This window comes from Pseudobutyrivibrio ruminis (assembly GCF_015057245.1).
GTDB lineage: Bacteria > Bacillota > Clostridia > Lachnospirales > Lachnospiraceae > Pseudobutyrivibrio > Pseudobutyrivibrio ruminis_E.
On the sequence record NZ_SVET01000006.1, the window covers coordinates 1 to 24,058 of the forward strand.

The window sequence follows — 24,058 nt, forward strand, 5'->3', positions numbered from 1 at the left end:
GTCTTTAGACTCCAGTGCCGGTAACAAGCCCTTATAGGGCTAGAACAAACCACCGGCTAAGCCGGTGGTTTTGATTAAGAATTATTCAGTAGCCATATTTTTAAGTCTGTTCATAACATCTCTTACTGGTGGAATGAAAAGAATGATGAGTGTTACAGCAGCCTCAGCAAAGATGTAGATTGCGTTGTAAGCAAGTGAGTAAGCTAGTGGATTCCAACCTTCCCAAGCCCATTCGCCAAAGAAAATCCAACCTGAGATTACCGCAAATACGTAGCGTCCTAAAACAGCTGCGATGTAACCTTTGATAAGACCATATTTAGAATCCTTGAAGAATCCAGATAATCCAAGAGCACCAAAGGCGAGTATGTAATCAACAATAACCTGTGCTGGGAAAAGAATGTAAGGATCAACAATGAGGTTTAGCAATCCATAGGCAACACCTGTGATAATTCCAACAATAGGACCAAACCAAAAACCAGGAAGGCATGCAACGAGCATTGAAAGTAATGTAATTGAACCGCCAGTTGGGAATTTAAATACCTTAATATTAGACAAAACAAAAGCAAGTGCCATAGAAGCAGCACAAAAAGCTAGTTGCTTTGCAGAAAATGTGATTTTAGTTTTTTCGTTAGACATGTGATTAATCATTAAAAAATCTCCCTTCGTACATCAATGCTAGGAGATTCGTCTATCGCTTCCTTACGCTGGTATTATCCAGTTCAAGTATTAAGGGTCGGTGCAAGCACCTCTCAGCATATGCGCCCCTAGCAAATTATTTAATTCGATTATAAACATAGCACTAGAGTAAGATATAGTCAATGAAAAATAGAAAAACAAGAATTATTATTTGTTAAATTATTTTATTAGAGTTTAAATTATTTAGCAAAAATGCAAAAAAAATAAGAATTATTTTTATTAAAAAGATGAAATTGACAGACTACTCCTCTGGGGAGTATTATTTTTATAGATGAAGCGTACACGAGTACGCACGTGTTAACACAACAGTTTATGAAAAGGAGAAGGTCATGAAGAAAAGATTAATTTCAGCTTTACTTATGTCAGCGATGATAGTATCAAGCATGACAGCATGTGGTGGAGCATCTACCAGTTCAAACACAAGCTCTTCTGGAGACACAGGAGAGGAATCTGCGGATGCAATTACTATTAAGTTCTGGAATGGTTTTACTGGTTCAGATGGGGATGAGCTAGTTGAGCTAGTAGACAAATTTAATAGTGAAAATGAATACGGAATAACAGTAGATATGGATATTTCATCAAGTTTAGATGAACAACTTTCATCGGCATTTGCAGCTGGTGAAGGTCCAGAGTTAGTTTTATTTTCAAGCGCTAGCAGGTTTACCTATGGCGATTATCTTCAGGATATGAGCGATATCTTTGACAAGACTAGTTTAAACAAGGATGATTTTATTCAATCTTATTTAGATTATTGTTCAGAAGATGACAATTTATATCTTGTACCAATGGAAATAGTTGGTTTCTATTTATACTGGAATAAGGATTTATTTGAAGAAGCTGGACTAGATCCAGAAAAGGGGCCTACAACATGGGATGAATATGTAGAGTATGCACAGGCCATCACTGATTCTAGCAAGAATGTATATGGTTCTGGATTGTGCTATGGATACAATTATCAAATGGCTCATACAATCCAGCGATTTGGTGGCTTGGCAGTAACACAAGATTCATCGGGAAACTGGGTAGCAAACCTTGCAGGAAACGAAGGCTATGAGAAGTTTTTAACAACATATAAATCTCTTGTTGATAGTGGTGATAATCCACTTACAGATGACACTGATTCAATGATGACGGCTGGACAGTTAGGTATGACAATAAATGGTCCTTGGCTTACATCAGGAATGGATACAGCAGGAATTAATTATGGAATTACAACTATTCCTACAGGAGATGCTGGAGAAATGACTTCAGCAGAGGTTATTGGTATGGCTGTGACAACGGCAGCTGATGAAGATGAGAAACTTGCATGCTATAGATTTATTGAATGGTGGAATACACAGGATGCAAATGGTGATTGTCCAGCAGAGACTTGGTCTTTAGATTTTGGTTATCCTACTTACCTAAATTCAGTTTTAAATAGTGATGCTTATCAGGCTAATGAAAAAGTTATGTCTATGACAAATACAAATACAGATGTTTCCGCTGATTTTATTGTAGATTCATCATTCCCAGGAATAGGAACATTTATTTCAGACATAATACCTGAAATGACACAGCCTGTATTATTTGATGGTGAAGATCCAGCTGATGTTTTAAATGAATTGCAATCAGAAGCTGATGATTTAGTTGCACAATATAATTAATGATTATGTATTTGGGGTGATATATATCACCCCAAATAATTGGGAGAATGATAATGAATAGTCTAGCTAAAAACAACAAAAAGAATATATGGAAGTACCTAAATTCCGATGAGGGATCGGCATATGTTTTCATCCTTCCATCAATAATTTTATTGTTTTTGTTTATTATTTTGCCATTGATTATGGCATTTGGGTTGAGCTTTTTTGATGTTCCGATGACACTAAATTCGGCGAAATTTGTGGGGTTTGATAACTTCAAGGAAGCTTTTCAAGACAAACGATTTCTTAATAGTCTTAAGGTCACATTAATATTTACTGCTATTGAAGTTCCAATACAAGTATTTGGAGCGATGATTATAGCAGCACTTATCTCAAAAAATAATATTTCTAACAAAATATTTAGAGCTATTTATTTTCTTCCAGTTATATGTTCTGCAACTGCAATCGGTATTATGTGGAAGATGATTCTTCATTCAAATGTTGGATTTTTTACCTATTCTTTGCAAGCTTTGGGTTTGGGAAGAATAAATTTTTTAAATGATGTCCATCTAACAATTTTTGTTGTCACATTCATTTCTATTTGGAGAAGTTTTGGAGTATCTGCAATCATTTATGTTACAGCAATTCAAAATGTAAATGGGTCTTTATACGAGGCTGCTCAGATGGATGGAGCCGGCAAAATTAAACAGTTCTGGAATGTAACAGTTCCATTAATCAAACCAACATTTTGGTATATTTTAATGACTAGGTTAGCTGGTTCACTACAGATTTTTGACATTATTTTTATGACAACAAATGGTGGTCCTAATTATACAACCGAATCTGCTGTTACTTATATATATACTAGAGCTTTTTCATCTGAATCAAGGATGGGATATGCATCCACGTTGTCTGTGATACTGTTTTTCATAATTCTAGTAGTAACTGTTTTGTTGTATAAAAAAATGAATGCAGAGGAAGAATAAAATGAAGAAATCAAATGCAAAAGGAGTAATCGCCAAAATCCCAGCATATATCATATTGATAATTATAGCGCTGCTAGTGGTAGTACCACTTCTATGGCTAACACTTAGCGCATTTAAAGAAGAAAAAGAGATATTATCTTATCCGCCCACTTTTTGGACACACTCATTTACGTTAGATAATTTTATAGCTACAAATAAACGAATTAAGATATTCAGATATATTTTAAATTCTATTATATATTCGGTAGGAACTACGGCTTTAGCAGTCGTTGTTAATTGCATGGCAGGCTATGCCTATGCAAGAAAAAAATTTAAAGGAAAAAATGGATTTTTCCTTATGACGTTGGCAACTATGATGGTTCCATTTCAAGTAATTATGGTTCCGTTGTTTTTAATAGTTTATAAGATGGGAATGTACAATAATTACTGGGGATTAATAATTCCTAGGGTAGCTGTTGCAGGATCCATTTTTATGATGAGAGCAGCGTTTTCGGGACTACCAAAAGAGTTAGAAGATGCCGCTAGGATTGATGGTTTATCAGAATATGGTATTTTTTGGAGAATTATGCTACCACAAGTAAAATCTTCTGTTATATGTTTGATTATTTTGAGTATAAATGGATCTTGGAATGATTTGTTGTGGCCGATGATTGTTGCAAGTGATACAAATATGAGAACACTTGCAAATGGTTTAGCACTATTTGTAGGACAGAACTCTATTCAATATGGAGCATCCTTTGCAGGAGCCCTTATTTCATTGTTACCAATGCTAATTCTTTATATTTTCGGACAAAAATATTTTGTTGAAGGAATGGCTAGCTCTGGTTTGAAATCATAGTAAGGGAGAGTGTAAATGAAAACAATAAAAATAAGTTGTAATAAAGATTATGTAATAGGAAGAATTGATAATCGTATTTACGGCTCTTTACTTGAGCATATGGGGCGTGTTGTATATACAGGTATTTACGATGAAAATAGTGAAAATATTAATGAGTACAATTTTCGTACTGATGTAATTGAAGCAATACAAAAAGCAGGGATAACAACGATTCGATATCCAGGAGGAAATTTTGTATCCACATATGAATGGGAGGATGGCGTAGGAGCCATTGAAAGGCGACCTTCTCGTCTAGACCTCGCTTGGAGATCTATTGAAACAAATAGATTTGGTACTGATGAATTTATGAAATGGTCAAAGTTAACAAATACGCAACCGTTGGTTGCGGTAAATCTAGGCACCCGAGGGATACAAGATGCTATTAATTACATTGAATATTGCAACATAAAAGGTGGTAGTAAGTATAGTCAAATGCGTATCAACAATGGGATAGTTGAGCCGTATGACATAAAAATGTGGTGTCTTGGTAATGAAATGGATGGAAAGTGGCAAATTGGTCACAAGACAGCGCACGAATATGGAAGGCTTGCAGCTGAAACTTCGAAAGCAATGAAAGTTGTTGACCCATCGATAGAGACAGTTCTTTGTGGAAGTTCGCTAAATACTATGGAAACATACCCTGATTGGGAATTACAAGTTCTCGATGATGCCTACGAATATGTAGATTACATTTCATTACATCAATATTTTGGTGGTCAGGAAAAAGGAACAGAAGCATTTTTGAGACAGGCTGATGAGATAAATCAGTACGTAGATACTGTGAATTCTATAATTAAATATACTAAAGCTAAGAAAAAGGCTAATAATAATGTTTATATAAGCTTGGACGAATGGGGTGTTTGGACACATGCATCAAGTGAAACAGTAAAAGAAAGTGAAGCATTAAGATGGTCGCAAGCTCCAGCAATTAGTGAAATGATTTATACATTTGAAGACTCACTTCTTTTTGCCGGAATGCTAATGTCAATAATAAATAATTGCAACATTGTAAAGATTGCATGTCAGGCATTAGTTACAAACATATCTTCAATGATTATGACTGATAAAAATGGTGAAATGTGGCTTCAGACTATATATTATCCTTTCTCTTTAATGGCTAAACATGGAAAAGGCATTGTTTTAGACACTAGGGATACAGACATCGATAATTTACTCAGTTCAGTATTAATTTACAATAAGGAAAATAATGAAATAGTTGCATTTATTTTAAACAGAAGTAATGAAGATATTGATTTGGAAATGGATTGTGCTGGTTTTCTTCCATTAGAAATTAAGGAACAAATCATTTTAAAATCAGATGATTTAAAAGTTACTAATAAATATAATCATGATTCAGTAAAGCCAAAACAAAGGAACGATGCCATAATTAAAAATGATATAATATGTACTAGAATCGAAAAGTTTTCTTGGAATTTAATCCAAATAGGTGTTTGAACGGAGAAATAATTATGGCAGTTACAACAAAGGATATAGCTGAGAGATGCAACGTATCTAGAACAACGGTCCACAGAGCTTTCAATAATACGGGTAGAATTAGTGAGGAAACTCGAAAATATATTTTGGATACTGCGGAGAAGATGGGCTATAAGCCTGATTTGTTGGCGACAAGTTTAAAAAAAGGACGTACTGGTAATATTGGTGTTGTTGTTTTTGACGTTAAGAACCAATACTTTGCTGAAATGCTAAATACGCTTGATTTAGAAGCGCAAAGAAGAGGGTACAGCGTAAATATCTCTCTTCATGAAAAAAAAGAAAAACAAGAACATGATATGCTACAAAGACTTGCTGGCTTTAGGGTTGAAGGAATAATACTTTCTCCGGTTTCAAAAGGTTCTGAATTCGGTGAATTCGTACATGAGCTCAACATACCAGTTGTAATAATTGGTAATAAGATAGATTCAGACATTCCATATGTAGGAATAGATGAAAGAAGTGCTGCAATGGAAGCAGTTGAAACTATAGCACGGAAAGGATATGAGGAAATATATTTCATCTGTCCTCCTTTGGAAGATATAGAAAAGGAAAATGTATATTCCCATGTAGAACGACAAGAGGGATTTCTAGCGAAAGTAAATGAGCTAAATCTAAATGGTCATGTAATAGGTAAATGGAATTATTTAGACGACATTGATAGATTAGTCGATAAAGCGAATAATCGAGTTGCCTTTTTTTGCTCTGGTGATTTATATGCGCTAGATATAATGAAACACTTAAGAAAGAGAAACCTAACGGCTGGTAAGGATTATGGAATAATGGGATTTGATAATATTGATATGCTGGATTATATCACGCCAAGATTATCAACAATAGATAATGGAGTGCGGGACGTTTCGACTAAAGCTGTGGAAGTTATGTTTGACCTTATAGATGGTACGGAGGTTCAGCAAGAAACTATTATTCCTTATACAATTGTAGGGGGAGAGACATTGTAGAAAGGGAGGTTTTGCAGAACATGAAATTAAAAAAGGTGTTGTTGTCGTCAATGGCTATTTTTACAACGGCTTTAATGATTGTAACTACGGCTAATGCACAAACTAGTGGTAATGGTGTTGCGGTTTATGTATCAGATAATGATGCAACATTTGATCCAGGTGGAGCGACCTATGCAAGAATAATTTGTCTAAAACATAGTGGATCTTCGAATGGAACGTTATTATGTACATATGATCAATTGAAAAATGTTGATGTTACCTATGATGATGGAACAAGCTCTTCCCAGCAAGTATACCCTATCTATAGAAGTACAGATGGTGGCGATTCATGGACGCTTATATCAAATGTGTTTGATCAGGAATATGGTTTATTAAGAACATCGCAGCCATGCTTATATGAGCTACCACAGGCGGTGGGTGATATGCCAGCTGGCACAGTACTTTTAGCAGGAAATATTTTTGATGATGATCCAGCTACAGTATCTAGAATTGTTATATACAAGAGCGAAGATCATGGTGCGAGTTGGTCGTTTTTGAGTCAGGTAGATACAGGTGGTCCTTGTGTATATGACCCAAGTACAACATCAACTACAACTACGATTTGGGAACCATTTTTAGGTCTTGACGATGATGGTGACTTGGTATGCTATTATTCAGATGAGCGTCAGAAAGCGGATGGCGTTTTACAGGCAGTTAGTTTCAAAACTAGTTCAGACGGAATATCTTGGGGAAATTTTGGTAATGTTGCAGCAATAACAAATAACCAAGATAGACCAGGCATGATTACTGTTACTTCATTACCGAATGGTAAATATATGGCAACATACGAAGTGGTAAATCGTCCATCAATTAGTAATAATAATGCGGTTGTTTATTGTAAATTTTCTGATGATGGAATAACTTGGGATGAAAATTCACTAGGAACTAGAATTTCACTGGCAAATGGTCGAGGCATAGGTTCTTCACCATATGTTAAATGGGTTGATGCAGGCGGACCAAATGGAATGGTTATTGTATCGGCTAAGTGGGGAACAGATTCCTCAGACAATATAAGTGGTGGCCAAAACTTCTATGTTAACTATAATCTAGGTGTCGGTACATGGGAAAGACTACCTATGGCTGTTACCTATGATGCTACAGATACAAATGGAGGATATTTCTCAGGTTTTAGTCAGAGCTTTGATGTAAGTGTTGATGGAACAACTTTATATCAAGCAACGAATGTAGAAAATTTTTCAAATGCTAAAACTATAGATGGAACATCGTATAATTTAAATGACATTAGAGTTGGCTCGTTGCCTTTAAATGGTACTATTTATGAGGCGGAAAATGCAGAACTTACAGATGTTTCTGTCGGCTCGAACGTTGATGCATCTAATGGGCAAGAAGTTCAATACATAAATGAAAGTGATAGTACAGTTGAATTTGATGATATCTATGTTGAAAGTTCTGGAAACTATACGATAAATGTAAGATATTCAAATGGTGAAAGTAGTGAAGCTTCTCATACAATTACAAAAAATGGGTCAACAGTTGGTACTATAAATTATCCAGTTACCACTGATTGGAACAGATACCAATGGGCAACATTTACAACATACTTACGTGCAGGCGTAAACACTCTTGCTTTTACTAAAAATGTAGGTTATGCAGAATTGGATTGTATCCAAGTTAGTGATACACCTTCTGAATTTATGATTGTAAACAGAAATAGCTCGAAGTATTTGGAAGTAGTTAGTGCGTCAACAGAAGATGGTGCAAGTATAGGACAGTGGGGTGATACAGACTATTCTTGTCAGAAATGGATTTTTGAAAGTGCTGGAAATGATAGATATAGGATTAAGAATGTAAATAGTGAAATGTATCTTACAATTGAAGATGCTAGCACTTCAGACGGGGCCAATGCAATTCAGACTACTTATAGTACAAGTAGTTCACAGTTATGGGAGTTACAGGAAACAGATTCGGGATACTATAATATTGTGAATGTAAATAGTGGAAAGTATCTTGAGGTATTTAATAATCTCTCATCTGATGGTGCTGCTGTTGGTCAATGGGGATCGACTGGTTATAGTTGTCAGGAATGGACACTTATTAAAGAAGGGATTAATTAAAAATTAATATAGATTCTTCTTCTCTTGTAAAGGAAGCTCATATTGGGCTTCCTTTTGTTATGCTTGAAAGCATTATTTGATATATCTTGTCAAATCATAAAACAACATTGTAGAATGTAACTATAAGAGATTTTGAAAAGATAGGATATTAGATGGTAAATACAGAAAAGATTATAGAAAGAGTAATACTTGTATCAGTTAATGAAGGGGACGAGGTAGAGGCTAAGGATTCCCTTCACGAACTTGCAGAGCTTTGTGAAACCGCCGGTGCACAGGTCGTGGGAGAAATCATGCAGAATCTGGAGCGTAGAAACCCTGGCACATATGTGGGCTCTGGCAAGGTTGAGGAAATCGCAGATTTAATCTGGGAGACAGAGGCTACAGGTATTGTTTGCGATGATGAATTAACACCAGCACAGATGCGCAATCTTGCTGATGCGCTAGATACAAAGGTCATGGATAGAACCCTTATTATCCTTGATATTTTTGCTGCCCGTGCTGGCACAGCAGAAGGAAAGATTCAGGTTGAGCTGGCACAGCTTAGATACGAGATGACTCGATTGACTGGCTTTGGTAAAAATATGTCCCGTGTGGGTGGTACTGCAGCAGGTGGCGGTGGTGCTATCGGAACTCGTGGTCCTGGTGAGAAAAAGCTGGAGATGGATAAGCGTCTTATTGCAGGTCGCATTACTCAGCTGAAGAAAGAGTTAAATGACGTTGTAAACCATCGTGAGCTTACTCGTTCAAAGCGACAGCGAAATGGTGTGCCTGTAGCGGCTATTGTTGGTTACACAAATGCAGGCAAATCATCACTTTTAAATAAACTTACAGATGCAAACATCCTTGAGTGGGATGCTCTTTTTGCAACCCTTGATCCAACCACTCGTGAGCTCCTCTTGGATAATGATCAAAAGATTCTGCTCACAGACACAGTAGGATTCATCAGAAAGCTTCCTCATCATTTGGTGGATGCTTTCAAGAGTACATTGGAAGAAGCAAAGTATGCAGATTTCATTATTCATGTGGTGGATGTTAGCAATCCGCAGATGGACCGTCAGATGGAAATCGTATATGAGACTTTGGACAAATTAGGAGTTAGCGACAAACCTGTTCTTACTATTTTTAATAAAGTAGATAAGCTTGAAGATGAGCTGGATTATCACGATTTAAGAGCTGATTATACAGTACACACTTCCATTAAGACAGGAAAAGGCTTGGATAAAGTAAGAGAAATCCTTGCTACTTTGATGCGTGGAAATAAGGAATATATTGAGCGATTAGTTCCTTACACAGAAGCTGGAAGTATTGCAAAGATTAGAGAGACAGGAGAATTGATTTCAGAGGAATATCGCGAAGACGGTATTTTTATCAAGGCTTATATCTGAATTTACACAAATTTTACTTATATCATAGAAAATACTTAGACAATGGCATTCTAACATGTTATGATTATCAAGGACTAAAAAAAGAAGGATTAAGGATTTTACTTTTCGTGAAGGAAAAGTACGGTAGAAGGAGAAAATAATGACTTTAGCAGAGATACTATCACTTCTTGGTGGAGTGGGTCTATTTCTTTTCGGAATGTCGATTATGTCTACAGGCTTAAAAAACAGCTGTGGAGATAATCTTCAGGTTATTCTAGAGAAGGCTACTACAAACAAATTTGTAGCAGTCATCGTTGGTATAGCTATGACAGTATTGGTTCAGAGTTCATCTGCAACCGATGTTATGGTTATTGGTTTTGTAAATTCAGGTATGATGGCGCTTTCACAGGCCATCGGCGTTATCTTAGGTGCCAATATCGGTACAACAATCACAGCACAGATTACAGCTTTTAATATTGCTACATTTACACCATTCATTTTGTTTATTGGTGCAGTAATGTATCTTTTCATGAAGAGAGATATTGTTAAGCATTTAGGTTCTTTCTTTATGGGATTCGGTATGCTCTTTCAGGGTATCACAATCATGAAAGCATCCATTGCACCACTTGCAAATTCAGTAATGTTTAAAAACTTCCTTGCTGGATTAACAAATCCATTTGTAGCTCTTGTATTTGGTATTGCATTCACAGCATTACTTCAAAGCTCATCATCTGCAACAGTTATCTTCCAGACATTCGTTGTGCAGGGAATATTGGACTACAATGTAGCAGTTTACTTGATTATCGGTGCAGCCATTGGTTCAGTTACACCAAACCTTTTGGCATCCCTTACAGCAAACAGAAACGGCAAGCGATCAGCTATTTTGAACCTTTTGTTTAATGTAATAAGAGCAATTGTAATCGTAGTTATTATAAATGTAACACCACTTCTGACATGGATTCAGTCTACATCATCTGATCCAGCCCGTCAGATAGCTAACACACATACAATCTTTGCTATTTTAGCAGTTTGTATTATCTTCCCATTCACTGATTACATTATTAAGCTTACATATATGTTTATTCCTAAGCTTCCAGAGGAAACTCGTGCAGCAGAGGACAGACAGCTTGTATTCATGACTCAGGTCAACAATGTGCCACCAAACATGGCTATTCACCAGGCACAGCTTGAGGCAGCCAGAATGGGTGCCATCGCAGCAGAAAACTTTGAAAAGGCCATCGACTGCTTCTTCGACTACTCACCTGAAAAGGTTGAGGATGTAGAGCAGCGCGAGGAAACAGTTAACATCCTCAACCACGCTATTCAGGATGCAATGGTTAAGCTTCAGACTTTGAACCTTACACCAGCCATGCTTCGCCGTATATCTGCAATCACAATTGCAGTTACAGATATCGAACGTATTTCAGATCACGCTGAAAACATCATCGAGTATGCAACTCGTATGAAGAATAAAAAGACAAAGCTTTCAAAGAAGGCAGCCAAGGAACTTAAGGAAATGGCTGACAACTCTATGGAAGAGGTTGAGCTTGCCATCGATATTTTCACTTCTGAAAACTACGAGAACCTAGACAAGATTGAAAAGCTTGAAAAGAAAGTAGATAAGCAGGAGAAGCAGCTCATCAACCACCACGTAGAGCGTCTCATGGAGAACAAATGCGAACCTGTTGCCGGTGTAATCTTCTCCGACATGGTTACCGACCTGGAGCGATGTGCTGACCACGCCATCAACATCGCCTACGCCCTGAAGGAGCACGCGTAGAATTCAGTAGGCTTGTAGGCGTAACAAGTTGGCGGTCCCAAAATAGGGGTTGCGCTGCGGGGGAAAGTGTAGTATATTGTACTCAATTAAATAGGAAATCTTCAGGGCAAGGTGCGAAAACGGTGGTTTTCAATTCCTGACCGGCGGTAAAGTCCGCGAGCCTTAGGGCCGAACTGGTGAGATTCCAGTACCGACAGTATAGTCTGGATGAAAGAAGAAGCGATATAGTAGTTAAGCCCTGAGAGTAATCTCAGGGCTATTATATTGTGCACAATTAATTTTTGGAGACTTCCTAAAGTTTAATAATATTTTATTTTTAGGAGGATTGAATTATGGATTCAACACAAATGACAGGACAAGGAGTAGGTAACAAGGTGCAGAGCAGAGTAAATGTAAGGAATATGACAGTGACAGCAATGCTTTCAGCAGCAGCTTTCGTATTGATGTTTTTAGATACTGCTATTCCTCTTATGCCAAACTTTATTAAACTTGATTTATCTGAGCTTCCAGCACTTATTGCTTCTTTTGCATTGGGACCAGTATGGGGCGTTATTGTTTGTCTTATTAAGAATCTGCTTCACTTGACAATGACACAGACAGGCGGTGTAGGTGAGCTTTCAAATTTCATTTTGGGAGCAAGCTTTGTGCTTCCAGCAGGTTTGATTTATCATAGAAAAAAGACAAAGGGGCGTGCGATTGTAGGAGCTGTTGTTGGTGCTTTGATTATGGGTGTAATTAGCTTCCCATCAAACCTTTTTATTGTTTATCCAGTGTATTACAACTTTATGTCAAAGGAAGCAATCATCGCAGCATACCAGGTAGTTGCTCCATTTGCAAAGATCAGTTCAATTGAGCAGTGCTTGTTATTCTTCAATGTACCATTTACATTTGTAAAGGGCATGATTTCAGCAATTATTACAATTTTAATTTATCAGCCACTTAGACCACTTCTTAAGGGCAATAATTAATAACTGAATATCGAAATAGCAATTTATCCCACATTCATCGCAAATTTTGTGTAGATGATGTGGGATTTTTTTTATACTATGAAATAAATTTATAGTAAGGAGAGTGGGGGAATATGGTTAAAGCACCAACAGATCCAGAAAAGAACAGGGGATTTTTCTTCACTATGAAGGAAAAAGAGTTTTATGGAAAGAGAACGGAGCTTTATCAGGATGCATGTAGATTGCCAAATAGTGCGGAAGTGACAGGAAACGTGCATGATAAAGAGATGCTAAAGCTTCTTGAAACAGTGGATGGTTTTAAAAAGCTTGTACATAGTATTGGTGTTTCAATTGAAATGGAGGATAAGGAGCAATCAATTGATTTTAGATTTCAATTCTATGGAAAGAAGGATCAGTATGGCGGAGGCGCAAATATTTACGCTACTATTCCAGCTGATGGTTCTGAGCAGAGGCTGTATCTAAAGGATGTGGAATGGACTGAGGATGACAATGTGCCAGGTCAGATTATTCTTACATCAGAGGATGAAAAGGCTAGAGGCTTTATTACAATGCGTCTGTATTTAAATGACGGTTTTGAGGCACCGGAGCAGGAGGAGGAATCTCCTGTAGTTGTGGATTCAAAAGAGTATAAGGATATGATTTCAAATTCTCTAATGCAGATTGGAAATACGAAGCGCATTGGGAAACTTATTGAAAAAGCAAAAGCCGGCAAGAATGTGACAATTGCCTATATCGGCGGTTCAATCACACAGGGAGCAGGTGCAACTCCTATAAACACAGAGTGTTATGCTTATAAGTCTTTTGTAGGCTTCAAGAAGCTTCTGGGGGATGGGGATAATATTCATTATGTAAAAGCAGGTGTTGGCGGTACTCCATCAGAGCTGGGTATGCTGAGATTTGATAGAGATGTAACTAATGATGGAAAGATAAAGCCGGACCTTGTAATTGTGGAATTTGCTGTAAATGATGAGGGGGATGAGACACAGGGCGACTGCTACGAGAGTCTTGTAAGAAAGATTCTTAAGCTTGATTATGAGCCAGCGGTGATTTTGCTGTTCTCTGTATTTGCTGATGATTTTAATCTTCAGGATAGATTAAAGCCAGTGGGAATCAGATATGAATTACCTATGGTTAGCGTGAAGGATTCTGTAGTACCTCAGTTTTATGATAGATCAAAACGTATAATTACAAAGAATCAGTTCTTCTATGACATGTTCCATCCAACAAATTTGGGACATACTATTATGGCTGATTGCCTCATTAATCTTATGCATACCATTATAGAAAAGGCAGCTATAGACAAAGAATATAATCCTGATTTTGAAGCAAAGCCTGCTATAGGAAATTCTTTTGATAATGTAATTTTAGTTGATAAAAAAGATAATACTGATATGCTGACTATCAATCCAGGTGGATTCGTATATACGGATACAGTCCTTCAGTCCGTTGAGCGTGAACTGGATTTGGAGCTGACACCAGAATTCCCATACAACTGGATGTATGATGGCAGCAAAAATACTGATAACGTATTTACGGTAGATGTGGAATGTAAAGCTCTCGTGGTTATTATGAAGGACACAGGAGAAGTAGATGGTGCTATTGCAAAGGCATATGTGGATGGAGAGTTTGTTAGAGACTTAGATCCATATGTAAATAGATGGTGCCACTGCAATCCATTGATACTGGTAAATCAAAAGACTACAGCGGCGCATCATGTTGAGATTCGCGTTGAATCAGATGATATTCGAAATAAATTTACAATCCTTGGATTCGGATTAGTAAAATAGTATCAGTTATTGAGGGGACCGGCGGTCAAAACCGGTTTCCTCATAATATTTCTTTTTATCTTCGTACATTCTTTCATCAGAAAGCTTTGCAAGTGTATCTACAGTTGCATAAGAATCTTCTCGTACAGAGGCATATCCCAAAGAAATCGAAATTCCGTCGATATACTTTCCTCTCCAATGTGAAAGATAATGCTTTAAATTGAAAAGTCTTCTGTTTAATTCTGTCTCGTTTGCAACTAAAAGAACAGCAAACTCATCGCCGCCCATACGGGCAATAGTACATGTGGAAGAGGTGTTGAAGGCGCGGCGCAAACATTCAGCTGTACCTATTAACAATTCGTCACCGGCATCGTGCCCTAAGGTATCGTTTGTGTATTTTAGTCGGTTTACATCTAATGCCAAATAGGTTAAATCTTTAGGTAGCTTGTGCTGTTCATAATCATCAACTATAGCATAGAAATGGCGACGATTGCCTAGCTTTGTCATTTCATCGGTGTATGCGTAAACTTTTGCCTGGGCAAATTCTTTTTCTTCACGTACATTCAGTCCAATTCGACGGTAAATCAAGCCTACCTGAACCATAATGAAAATCATTAAATCAATGATAACAACAAGTAAGTAGTTGTAATCGATGTGATTTATATATTGAACCAGGGCGATACCGGCAAACAAAAGAAAGATAAAATTAGCAATGGCGATACCGGCACTAACGTGGGCTTTCTGCTCATCTTTTACTGTAGTGTATGAGTAGTAGCCTACCATGCCCATTACAAGCAAATCGATGGCGTGAGCTACATATACAACAGTACCCCATTCAATTGTTCCGATGGTGGCGAGAAAACAGCTTATCACGATAGCAAGGGCGATGATGCCATCTATCATGTTATCCACTTTGCCGATTCGCATGAATAATGCTCGGGATAATTCAAAGAACATCATCGGCATAAGAATAAAGGCTATTATGTTTAATATTGAAAATCCCGTCATATGGCCCCAAATTACAAATGGAATTCGGGTTTCATTAATAATCCATTGGGCAGATATTATGGAAAAAGCACCGGCGTAGAATAATGCTTCAAATGTAAGCTTTCTAATCAGAGCAGTACGTTTAACTATATAGTATCCGGCAACTATCATTTCTAAAACACCTGTTACCGAAAATACAACGAACAAGATTATTGAAGGAATGTTTTGCTGCATTTGACGGATGCCATATGAAGAGCGAGTGGTGATAAAACCTTCTGTTAGCTGGGAGCCGTAGAGTGAATCCTGTAAATCAATAGTTACAGATATATCGCATCCGGTATATGAATACTCCAGTGGTATCCAAATTTCCTTCTGGCCAATATTCGTCTTGTGGCCGAAAAGGAGATTATCTCTGGACTCCAGTATGACTTCTCCATCTATAGCTACTTCGAAAGAGTCATAATAAACTCGCAGAACCAGCATCTGATCCCCATAAACTGTAGGAAGTGTATTGGTCATGGTGAATTCTTCATGATTTTCGTAAGGGAATGTAATCACTCTACCATTTACCTTCCAGTAATTACTGAAATAGACAGTATTCTCACGATATTCATATTTAACCTCGTTAGAATAGCAAAAACCGAAGCCTATGAATAATAGGAGTATTAAAGTATAAATAAATGCTACTAGTCTTCTAATAAATGATAAATCCATAATTTCCGCTCCTTGTGGAGCATTATATCAACAAATATAGAACTTTTAATGAACATGTTGTGAAAAATCCCATAATGCAAAATCTTTATTTTATAATAGCGTTAAATGGTAACTGTGTAATATTCTACAGTTCAAAGCGGAGGTAAAAGATGGAGGCTAAAAAAGGATCAAAAAGAGACAAGACAACAATTGCTGGGCAACTCGGTATTTTTTCTGGATTTACAATCCAAATGTTCTTACTTGTAACTGTTATTATGCTGATATTCTTTGGCTTGGTATTTGCAAATATCTATAGCTTCTATAATGTCCAGTTTGTAACAGAGACATACCAGATGGAAATTAGAAAAGATGTCCAGACAATTAACAAGAGACTTCTTTTTGCACTTGCTTCTAACGATTCAGAAGTTACTGCAGCGCAGAAGGAAGATTTGGAAGGAAGATTTCCAAAGATTGAAGGTTATTTCTCTACAATATCTGCAAATTTAAATAACGAAGAGCTGGGAAATCGTCTTACAACTAACTGGCAAGCGTTTGAAGATGCATCATATGAGATGCTTGATTTGGTGGAAGCAGGCGATACTGCTGGTGCATTGGAATATTATAATTCCACATTGAATGAAGTTTCAGAAACTCTTGCTGATTCACTTGATGAAACAGGAGAACTTGCAGAAAATGCAGCAGCAGGAAAGTATAAAGCTATTCTCTTTATCATTGTTGCTGGGGTAGTTGTTCTTGTAGGAGGACTTATAGTTGTAAGTTCAATCAGTAAGAAGAAGGCTGATACGCTTATTAAAACAATTGAAAATGATTTGGCTGTACTTGCGAAGGCTACTGAGGAAATCGCAGAAGGTAATGTACATGTAGAAATTGATTATGAAGCTGATAATGAAATTGGCAAGGTTGTTAATGAATTGAGAACAGCTGTAGATTCTTTGTCATTCTATATTGATGAAATCGGAAACAAGATGTCTACAATGGCAAACGGCAATTTCAATATTAGCTTTGAAAAGAATTTCGATGGTGATTTCAGAGCAATTCAGACAGCAATTGAATCCTTCTCACAGCAGATTTCAGATTCTATGACAGAGATTATGGAAGTATCTGATATGGTATCTGATGGAGCAAATCAGATAGCGGGAGCTGGACAGAACCTTGCAGATACAGTTACATCTCAGGCAAATATCGTAGAAGATTTGTCTGTTACTGTTAACAATATTACAGATCAGATTTCAAGCAATTCAACAGATGCAACACAGATTTCCAAGGAAGTTGAAGTGGTTGCACAGAATATCGTTGAAGGAAACCAGAGAATGCAGGATGTTGTTAATGCTATGGATGCAATTTCAGCATCTTCTCAGGAGATTTCAAAGATTATCGATACAATCAATGCTATCGCCGATCAGACAAACCTTCTTTCTCTTAATGCTTCTATTGAGGCTGCAAGAGCAGGTGAGGCTGGTAAGGGATTTGCAGTAGTTGCTACAGAGGTTTCTCAGCTTGCAGGTCAGACTGTAGAAGCTGCTCAAAATACTGCAGGCCTTATTAATGCATCACTTCAGAGTGTCCAGGAAGGTATTGCTATTGCCAATGATACAGCTGAGAAATTAAATGGTATGGTTTCTCAGGTTCAGGGAATTGCAGATAAGGTGAAGACAATTGCAGAGGCATCAAATTCACAGGCTGCTTCTGTAAAGGAAATGTCTGCAAATATTAGTGAGATTTCATCAGTTGGCCAGAACAATGCTGCTACATCTGAAGAATCACTTGCACTTAGCTACGAAATGAATGAACACGCTGATTCATTAAAGGGATTAGTTGAACGCTTTGAACTTAAAAAATAAATAGAAATTTAAATTATCAAGGACGCCTTGTAAAAACAGGGCGTCCTTATTTTTTTGAGAAAAATTATCTAAAAGATTTTATAGAATCTTGTTGACTTCTAAATTTTTTTAGTTATTATAGGTGGTGGTTAAGATAAAATATTTTAACTAATTAAATCGAGATAAAAGAAAAGGAGAATATTATGTTCGAAACAGTAAAGGAAGTAATTATTGATACACTTAGCTGTGCAGCAGAGAAAGTTACAATGGAGGCAAATCTTTTTGATGATCTTGGTGCTGACTCCCTTGATGCAGTAGAGCTTTCCCTTGCAGTTGAAGAAAAAACGGGTATCACAATTGATGAGGATGCAATGGCTGAAATTAAGACAGTTGCAGATATCGTAAATTACTTAGAGGCACATAAATAATCATGGAATTAAAAGATGTAAAAGAACTTTTGAAGGCTTTTGATGAAAGTAAAAGTTCTTATCTGTCAGTAGAAATAGACAATACAAAAATAAAGTTAAAAAAGTATTCTGAGCAGAAGGTTGTTGTGGAGAATGCCACACAGGTAGGTGAACAATTACCACCTACACAGAATAATAGCAATGTGGATAACAGCCCAGAATCCCAATTAGATGGTGAACAAGTATTGGCACCTTTGGTAGGAGTTTTTTATGCAGCTCCTTCACCAGAAGAGGATGCTTATGTACAGGTAGGGGATGCAGTCAAAAAAGGACAGGTTCTCTGCTTGATCGAAGCCATGAAAATGATGAGTGAAATCACTGCACCAAAGGACGGAGTAATCAAAAAAATCTTTGTAAAGAATCAGGATGTGGTGGAGTTTGAACAGCCACTCTTCTTAATAGGAGATTAGTTATGTTTAAGCGTATTTTGATTGCTAATCGTGGTGAGATTGCAGTTCGAATAATTAGGGCCTGCATGGAAATGAATATTGAGTCAGTTGCAGTTTATTCAACTGCTGATAAAGATTCGCTTCATGTAAAGCTTGCTACTAAGAGTATTTGTATTGGTCCAGCCCGAGCAGCAGATAGTTACTTGAATATGGATGCTATTATCACTGCTGCTCAGGTTATGGAGTGTGATGCTTTACACCCGGGCTTCGGATTCCTTTCAGAGAATTCTACATTCGTAAGAAAATGCAACGAGGCTGGAATCACATTTATTGGCCCAACAGCTGATGCAATGGATGCCTTGGGAAATAAGGCAGCAGCACGAAAAATGATGATGAAAGCAGGAGTTCCTGTAGTTCCAGGATCTGATGGTCCAGTTGCGGACTACAGCAAACTAGAAAAAATAGCTAAAAAGATTGGCTATCCTGTTTTGATTAAGGCCAGTGCAGGTGGCGGTGGACGTGGAATGCGCCGTGTCTATAAACCAGAGGATTTGAAAAAGCTTTTCGATGAAGCAAAGGCAGAAACAATGGCTTGCTTCAATGATGATGAAATGTATCTGGAAAAGCTGATTGTCAATCCTAGACACATTGAATTCCAAATTTTAGCGGATGAGCACGGTAATGTGATTCATCTAGGGGAGCGCGACTGTTCAATTCAGCGAAAGAATCAGAAGCTGATTGAAGAAAGTCCATGTATGTATATAAACGAAGACTTACGAAAGTCTATGGGAAAGGCGGCAGTTACTGCAGCAAAAGCAGCCAACTACACAAATGCTGGTACTGTAGAATTCGTCTTGGATGAAAAGAATCATTACTATTTCATCGAGATGAACACAAGAATTCAAGTGGAACATGGCGTTACCGAAGCCGTTACCGGAATTGACCTTATCAAACAACAGATTAGGATAGCTTTTCATGAGCCATTAAAAATCAGGCAGAAGGATGTAAACATCAAAGGCCACGCCATGGAGTGCAGAATAAATGCAGAAGATCCGGCAAAGAATTTTATGGCTAACACAGGCAAAATTACTTTTTTAAATGTGCCTGGAGGACCTGGAGTCAGAGTGGACACACTTTTGTACAACGGATATGAAACCAGTCCATTTTATGATTCCATGATGGCAAAGATAATTGTTCATGCACCTACGCGACTTGAAACAATCAGACGTATGCGAAGAGCTCTTTTAGAGCTTGTTACAGATGGAATCAAAACAAATGGAGATTTTGATTACCTGTTGTTGCATCATCCTGATTTTATAAAGGGAAATTACAATGTTAGCTTTATCGAGGAGCATTTGGATGAAATCCTATCCTGGGACAAAGCTGCATCAGAATATCCAGAGGATAATGAATGATAAGTGCTGTAGATCAAAGAAAAAACAAATTCAATAGATACAAAGATTTGCGTGAAAACCCAACAGAAATGTTGGAGCCAGCCATCAAACCTGTAAAGGAATATGATGTGTGGGACAGACTTAATGACATTGCGGATGAGGGCACCTTTGAAGAGTTCAAGTTCAGCTTTCCTGAAACAAATCCTCTTGAATTTGAGGGATATGTTGAAAAGAAAGAGGCACTGCGAACAGAGATAAATCTTCATGATGCAATCATCGCAGGCACATGTCAGATAGATGGGTACAAGACTGTGATTGCCATTATGAACAAGAAATTTATGATGGCATCCATGGGAATGGAGCTTGGAGAAATAGTTTGTAGATCTGCTGAATATGCAATGAAAAATAAACTACCACTGATAATATTCACAGCAAGCGGTGGCGCCAGAATGCAGGAAGGAATTCTTAGCCTCATGCAAATGGCGAAAACCAGCGCTGTAATCCAAAAGTTCAAGGAAGCTGGTGGATTATATATTACAGTTCTCACTCATCCAACTACAGGTGGCGTCAGCGCAAGCTTTGCTACTTTAGGAGATATTACTTTAGCTGAACCAGGTGCTCTTATTGGGTTTGCAGGGCCAAGAGTTATTGAACAGACAATTGGTCAGAAGCTACCTGAAGGATTCCAGAGAGCGGAATTCTTGGAAGAGCACGGATTTGTGGATCAGATAGTTAAGCGGGAGAATATGAAAAACACTCTTGGAAAGCTGCTGAAGCTTCACAGTTAAGGAGGAATCAGATGAAGGCTATTGATAGAGTTTTAAACGCACGAGATAAAGACAGACCAAAGATTACAGATTATATAGATAATCTGTTTACGGATTTTTTTGAGCAAAAGGGAGATTTTTTAGGTAAGGAAGATGCCAGTATATATGGTGGAATAGCAATGTTTCACGGCAAGCCTGTGACTGTGCTTGGCCATCGCAAGGGCCGCACAGCAGAGGAAAATATGACATGTAATTTTGGAATGCCAGGGCCTGAGGGCTACAGAAAAGCACTTCGATTGATGAAGCAGGCAGAAAAGTTCGGAAGACCAATTATTACATTTGTGGATACCCCAGGTGCATATCCGGGGCTTGAAGCAGAAATGTATGGACAAGCTCAGGCTATTGCAAACAACCTGGCCCAAATGAGTGATATAAAGGTTCCTATCATTACCATAGTTACAGGTGAGGGAAGCAGTGGTGGAGCCCTGGGAATAGCAGTGGCAAACAAGGTTTATATGTTGGAAAATGCGATTTATTCTGTTCTTTCACCAGAAGGTTTTGCATCCATCCTTTGGCATGATAGTGCAAAAAGAGATGAGGCAGCAGAAGTGATGAAGCTTACCGCAAAAGATCTTTTGGAATTTGGTGTTATAGATGGAATCATTTCTGAACGTGGCACTGGTTTCGAGCTTGTGTCAGAAACAGACAATGTTGATAAATACAGCAGATTATATGGAAGAATCGATAAACAAATTTCTTCAGCATTGAAGGAACTTGAGAATAAAAGCGCAGAACAGTTGATTACTCACAGATATGAAAAGTTCAGATATTTCGACAAGGAATATTTGGAGGAAACAACTTCAGAAAGAATGGAAAATGTGTAAATGACTGGAATAAGGATTTTAGGAACAGGAGCCTATGCTCCAAAGAAGCTTGTTAGTAATGATGATTTGGCAAAAATCGTTGAAACAAGTGATGAGTGGATAAAGCAAAGAACTGGCATGAGAGTAAGACATCATGTCACTGGTGATGAGAATCATACATATCTTGCAGAAATGGCTGCTAAGGAAGCTATCGAAAACGCAGGAATTAATAAAGATGAGATTGGCGTAGTTGTTGTTTGCACTGTGTCAGCTGATTATTTTTCTCCTTCAGCTGCATGTTTAATTCAGGGAAGACTTGGGCTGTCAAATGACATTATCGCTATCGATATTGGAGCTGGATGTTCAGGGTTTGTTTTTGGAATGGAGACAATCAGAGCACTTATGATGGCTAGAAATGCCAAGTATGGTCTTTTGATTGGAGCCGAAGTCCTTTCTAAAAAAATGGACATGACAGACAGAAGCACCTGTGTATTATTCGGAGATGGGGCAGCAGCAGTTGTTGTTGAGCCGGCTGATTCGCTATATACATCAGTTATTGGCGTGGATGGTGATGAGGAAATGATTAACATCAAATCTCCAGATGGTTACATTCACATGGATGGTCAGGGTACATACAAATTTGCAGTGGCAACAGTTCCAAAGGTGATTGAGCAGGCAGTTAATAAAGCGAATTTAACCTACGATGAAATTGATTACTTTGTATTGCATCAGGCAAATCTTAGAATCATAGAGTCCATAGCAAAAAAAGTTAATCAGCCAATGGACAAATTCGTAGTAAACATAGAAAAATACGGCAACACATCTGCGGCAAGCGTTGGCTTAGCCTTGGATGAAGCTGTCAAAGGCGGAAAGATTAAAAAAGGAGACAAGGTACTGATGTGCGCTTTCGGTGCTGGCCGAACATGGGGCGCCGTGGTACTGCAGTGGTAAATATGAAACTTAGAGATTTAACAGGTACAAAGTATTCGATTATTCAAGGCGGCATGGCGAATATTGCTACTGGTGAGTTCGCCGCTGCAGTTTCAAATGCAGGCGGACTAGGCTTGGTAGCCAGTGGCGGTATGAATGCCGAAGCCTTGAGAGAACAAATAAGAATTTGCAAAAGCAAAACGGATAAGCCATTTGGTGTAAATCTGATGTTGATGAATCCAGACGTGGATAACATCGCCCAGATGCTTATCGAGGAAAAGGTACAGTTCATTACAACAGGCGCAGGAAATCCTGGTAAGTATATGGCTGGTTGGAAAGCAATGGGAGCAAAGGTATTTCCTGTAGTGGCTTCAGTTGCTTTGGCAAAAATCATGGTAAGAGCAGGCGCAGATGCAATTATTGCGGAAGGTGGAGAGTCAGGTGGTCATGTAGGTGACATGACAACAATGACTTTGCTTCCACAGGTAGTTGCAGCAGTGGACGTTCCAGTAATTGCAGCAGGTGGAATTGCATCAGGAGAGCAGATGGCAGCGGCTATGTTGCTTGGTGCATGTGGTGTACAGATTGGTACATGTCTTCTTGTTTCAGAGGAATGTCCAATCCATGACAACTACAAGCAGGCTCTTATTAAGGCAAAGGATAATGCCACAACAGTAACTGGACGTTCACAGGGCGCACCAGTTCGTATCATCAAAAACGAAATGGCAAGAGAGTATTTAAAGCTGGAGGCAGAGGGCGCAGATAGAGAGCGCCTGGAGCAGATTACACTTGGTGGTCTTCGCAGAGCTGTAGTTGATGGAGATATGCTGCGTGGCTCGGTAATGGCTGGCCAGGTTTGCGGCCAACTCAAAGAGGTCCGTCCCGTAGCGGAAATTTTGGAGGAACTCAACAGAGGCGCGGTAGAATCTTTAAAAAATGCTGCTTCCATTGAGCTTTAGAAACAAAAAGTAAAATATTATACAAACTATAAATTTTTATATGAGGTTGTAGGAAACAAGCTCTACTATTTCTCAAGTGAGGCGTGTTGCCGAACGGAGAAATCAGTAGGCTTGTAACCGTAACAACCGGGTTAGGGGTATT

At 38.0% G+C, this 24,058-nt stretch carries 20 protein-coding genes and 2 riboswitches; of the genes, 18 read left to right on the forward strand and 2 right to left on the reverse strand.

Going from position 1 to position 24,058, the window contains the following annotated elements:
* Nucleotides 1-81 precede the first annotated feature (81 nt).
* Nucleotides 82-648 (reverse strand): energy-coupled thiamine transporter ThiT, encoded by a 567-nt coding sequence (gene thiT, locus E7274_RS06635; RefSeq protein WP_033151688.1) that lies wholly within the window; start codon nucleotides 646-648, stop codon nucleotides 82-84.
* 31 nt (nucleotides 649-679) lie between these two features.
* A riboswitch (TPP riboswitch) is annotated at nucleotides 680-776 on the reverse strand.
* Nucleotides 777-1,025: 249 nt separating this feature from the next.
* On the opposite strand from thiT, the gene E7274_RS06640 reads away from it, so the two are divergent.
* From E7274_RS06640 to E7274_RS06685, 10 genes are all read left to right on the forward strand, one after another.
* Entirely contained in the window at nucleotides 1,026-2,339 is a 1,314-nt protein-coding gene (locus E7274_RS06640) for an extracellular solute-binding protein (RefSeq protein WP_304174699.1), read from the forward strand.
* A 53-nt stretch (nucleotides 2,340-2,392) separates the two neighbouring features.
* Entirely contained in the window at nucleotides 2,393-3,304 is a 912-nt protein-coding gene (locus E7274_RS06645) for a carbohydrate ABC transporter permease (RefSeq protein ID WP_304174701.1), read from the forward strand.
* A 1-nt stretch (nucleotide 3,305) separates the two neighbouring features.
* Nucleotides 3,306-4,142, forward strand: coding sequence for a carbohydrate ABC transporter permease (locus E7274_RS06650; RefSeq protein WP_304174702.1), 837 nt, complete (start codon nucleotides 3,306-3,308; stop codon nucleotides 4,140-4,142).
* A gap of 15 nt (nucleotides 4,143-4,157) precedes the next feature.
* Nucleotides 4,158-5,636 carry an alpha-N-arabinofuranosidase gene (locus E7274_RS06655; RefSeq protein ID WP_304174704.1) on the forward strand — a complete coding sequence of 493 codons (1,479 nt, stop codon included), beginning with the start codon at nucleotides 4,158-4,160 and terminating at the stop codon, nucleotides 5,634-5,636.
* A gap of 14 nt (nucleotides 5,637-5,650) precedes the next feature.
* The gene (locus E7274_RS06660) at nucleotides 5,651-6,634 is read left to right on the forward strand and encodes a LacI family DNA-binding transcriptional regulator (protein ID WP_304174706.1); all 984 of its coding nucleotides are present in this window, start codon (nucleotides 5,651-5,653) and stop codon (nucleotides 6,632-6,634) included.
* 20 nt (nucleotides 6,635-6,654) lie between these two features.
* On the forward strand, nucleotides 6,655-8,748 hold the full coding sequence (locus tag E7274_RS06665; protein ID WP_304174707.1) for an RICIN domain-containing protein: 2,094 nt from the start codon (nucleotides 6,655-6,657) through the stop codon (nucleotides 8,746-8,748).
* 152 nt (nucleotides 8,749-8,900) lie between these two features.
* The gene (gene hflX / locus E7274_RS06670) at nucleotides 8,901-10,133 is read left to right on the forward strand and encodes a GTPase HflX (RefSeq protein WP_033151687.1); all 1,233 of its coding nucleotides are present in this window, start codon (nucleotides 8,901-8,903) and stop codon (nucleotides 10,131-10,133) included.
* A gap of 139 nt (nucleotides 10,134-10,272) precedes the next feature.
* On the forward strand, nucleotides 10,273-11,892 hold the full coding sequence (locus E7274_RS06675; RefSeq protein ID WP_304174708.1) for a Na/Pi cotransporter family protein: 1,620 nt from the start codon (nucleotides 10,273-10,275) through the stop codon (nucleotides 11,890-11,892).
* 93 nt (nucleotides 11,893-11,985) lie between these two features.
* Nucleotides 11,986-12,115: riboswitch (FMN riboswitch) on the forward strand.
* Between the two features lie 109 nt (nucleotides 12,116-12,224).
* Nucleotides 12,225-12,860, forward strand: a complete 636-nt coding sequence (locus E7274_RS06680) for an ECF transporter S component (protein WP_304174710.1) — start codon at nucleotides 12,225-12,227, stop codon at nucleotides 12,858-12,860.
* A 113-nt stretch (nucleotides 12,861-12,973) separates the two neighbouring features.
* Nucleotides 12,974-14,647 (forward strand): SGNH/GDSL hydrolase family protein, encoded by a 1,674-nt coding sequence (locus E7274_RS06685; RefSeq protein WP_304174712.1) that lies wholly within the window; start codon nucleotides 12,974-12,976, stop codon nucleotides 14,645-14,647.
* Between the two features lie 6 nt (nucleotides 14,648-14,653).
* Here the strand turns inward: E7274_RS06685 and E7274_RS06690 are convergent, their stop codons facing one another.
* A complete protein-coding gene (locus E7274_RS06690; protein ID WP_304174714.1) occupies nucleotides 14,654-16,327 on the reverse strand; it encodes a GGDEF domain-containing protein in 1,674 nt (557 codons plus the stop codon).
* Nucleotides 16,328-16,476: 149 nt separating this feature from the next.
* Here E7274_RS06690 and E7274_RS06695 point away from each other — a divergent pair, with 149 nt between their 5' ends.
* The 8 genes from E7274_RS06695 (at nucleotide 16,477) to E7274_RS06730 (ending at nucleotide 23,916) form a co-directional block, all read left to right on the forward strand.
* Nucleotides 16,477-18,168, forward strand: a complete 1,692-nt coding sequence (locus E7274_RS06695) for a methyl-accepting chemotaxis protein (protein WP_304174716.1) — start codon at nucleotides 16,477-16,479, stop codon at nucleotides 18,166-18,168.
* Nucleotides 18,169-18,350: 182 nt separating this feature from the next.
* The gene (locus E7274_RS06700) at nucleotides 18,351-18,575 is read left to right on the forward strand and encodes an acyl carrier protein (RefSeq protein WP_330371737.1); all 225 of its coding nucleotides are present in this window, start codon (nucleotides 18,351-18,353) and stop codon (nucleotides 18,573-18,575) included.
* Nucleotides 18,576-18,577: 2 nt separating this feature from the next.
* A complete protein-coding gene (gene accB / locus E7274_RS06705; RefSeq protein WP_304174718.1) occupies nucleotides 18,578-19,024 on the forward strand; it encodes an acetyl-CoA carboxylase biotin carboxyl carrier protein in 447 nt (148 codons plus the stop codon).
* A 2-nt stretch (nucleotides 19,025-19,026) separates the two neighbouring features.
* The gene (gene accC, locus E7274_RS06710; RefSeq protein ID WP_304174720.1) at nucleotides 19,027-20,418 is read left to right on the forward strand and encodes an acetyl-CoA carboxylase biotin carboxylase subunit; all 1,392 of its coding nucleotides are present in this window, start codon (nucleotides 19,027-19,029) and stop codon (nucleotides 20,416-20,418) included.
* Nucleotides 20,415-21,185: an acetyl-CoA carboxylase carboxyltransferase subunit beta gene (locus E7274_RS06715; RefSeq protein ID WP_304174722.1), complete on the forward strand. Its 771-nt coding sequence runs from the start codon at nucleotides 20,415-20,417 to the stop codon at nucleotides 21,183-21,185. The genes accC and E7274_RS06715 overlap by 4 nt, the downstream gene beginning before the upstream one ends.
* Nucleotides 21,186-21,196: 11 nt before the next feature.
* Nucleotides 21,197-22,048: an acetyl-CoA carboxylase carboxyl transferase subunit alpha gene (gene accA, locus E7274_RS06720; protein WP_304174724.1), complete on the forward strand. Its 852-nt coding sequence runs from the start codon at nucleotides 21,197-21,199 to the stop codon at nucleotides 22,046-22,048.
* Nucleotides 22,049-22,978, forward strand: coding sequence for a beta-ketoacyl-ACP synthase III (locus E7274_RS06725; RefSeq protein WP_304174726.1), 930 nt, complete (start codon nucleotides 22,049-22,051; stop codon nucleotides 22,976-22,978).
* A gap of 2 nt (nucleotides 22,979-22,980) precedes the next feature.
* Nucleotides 22,981-23,916 (forward strand): nitronate monooxygenase, encoded by a 936-nt coding sequence (locus E7274_RS06730; RefSeq protein ID WP_044935756.1) that lies wholly within the window; start codon nucleotides 22,981-22,983, stop codon nucleotides 23,914-23,916.
* Nucleotides 23,917-24,058 lie beyond the last annotated feature (142 nt).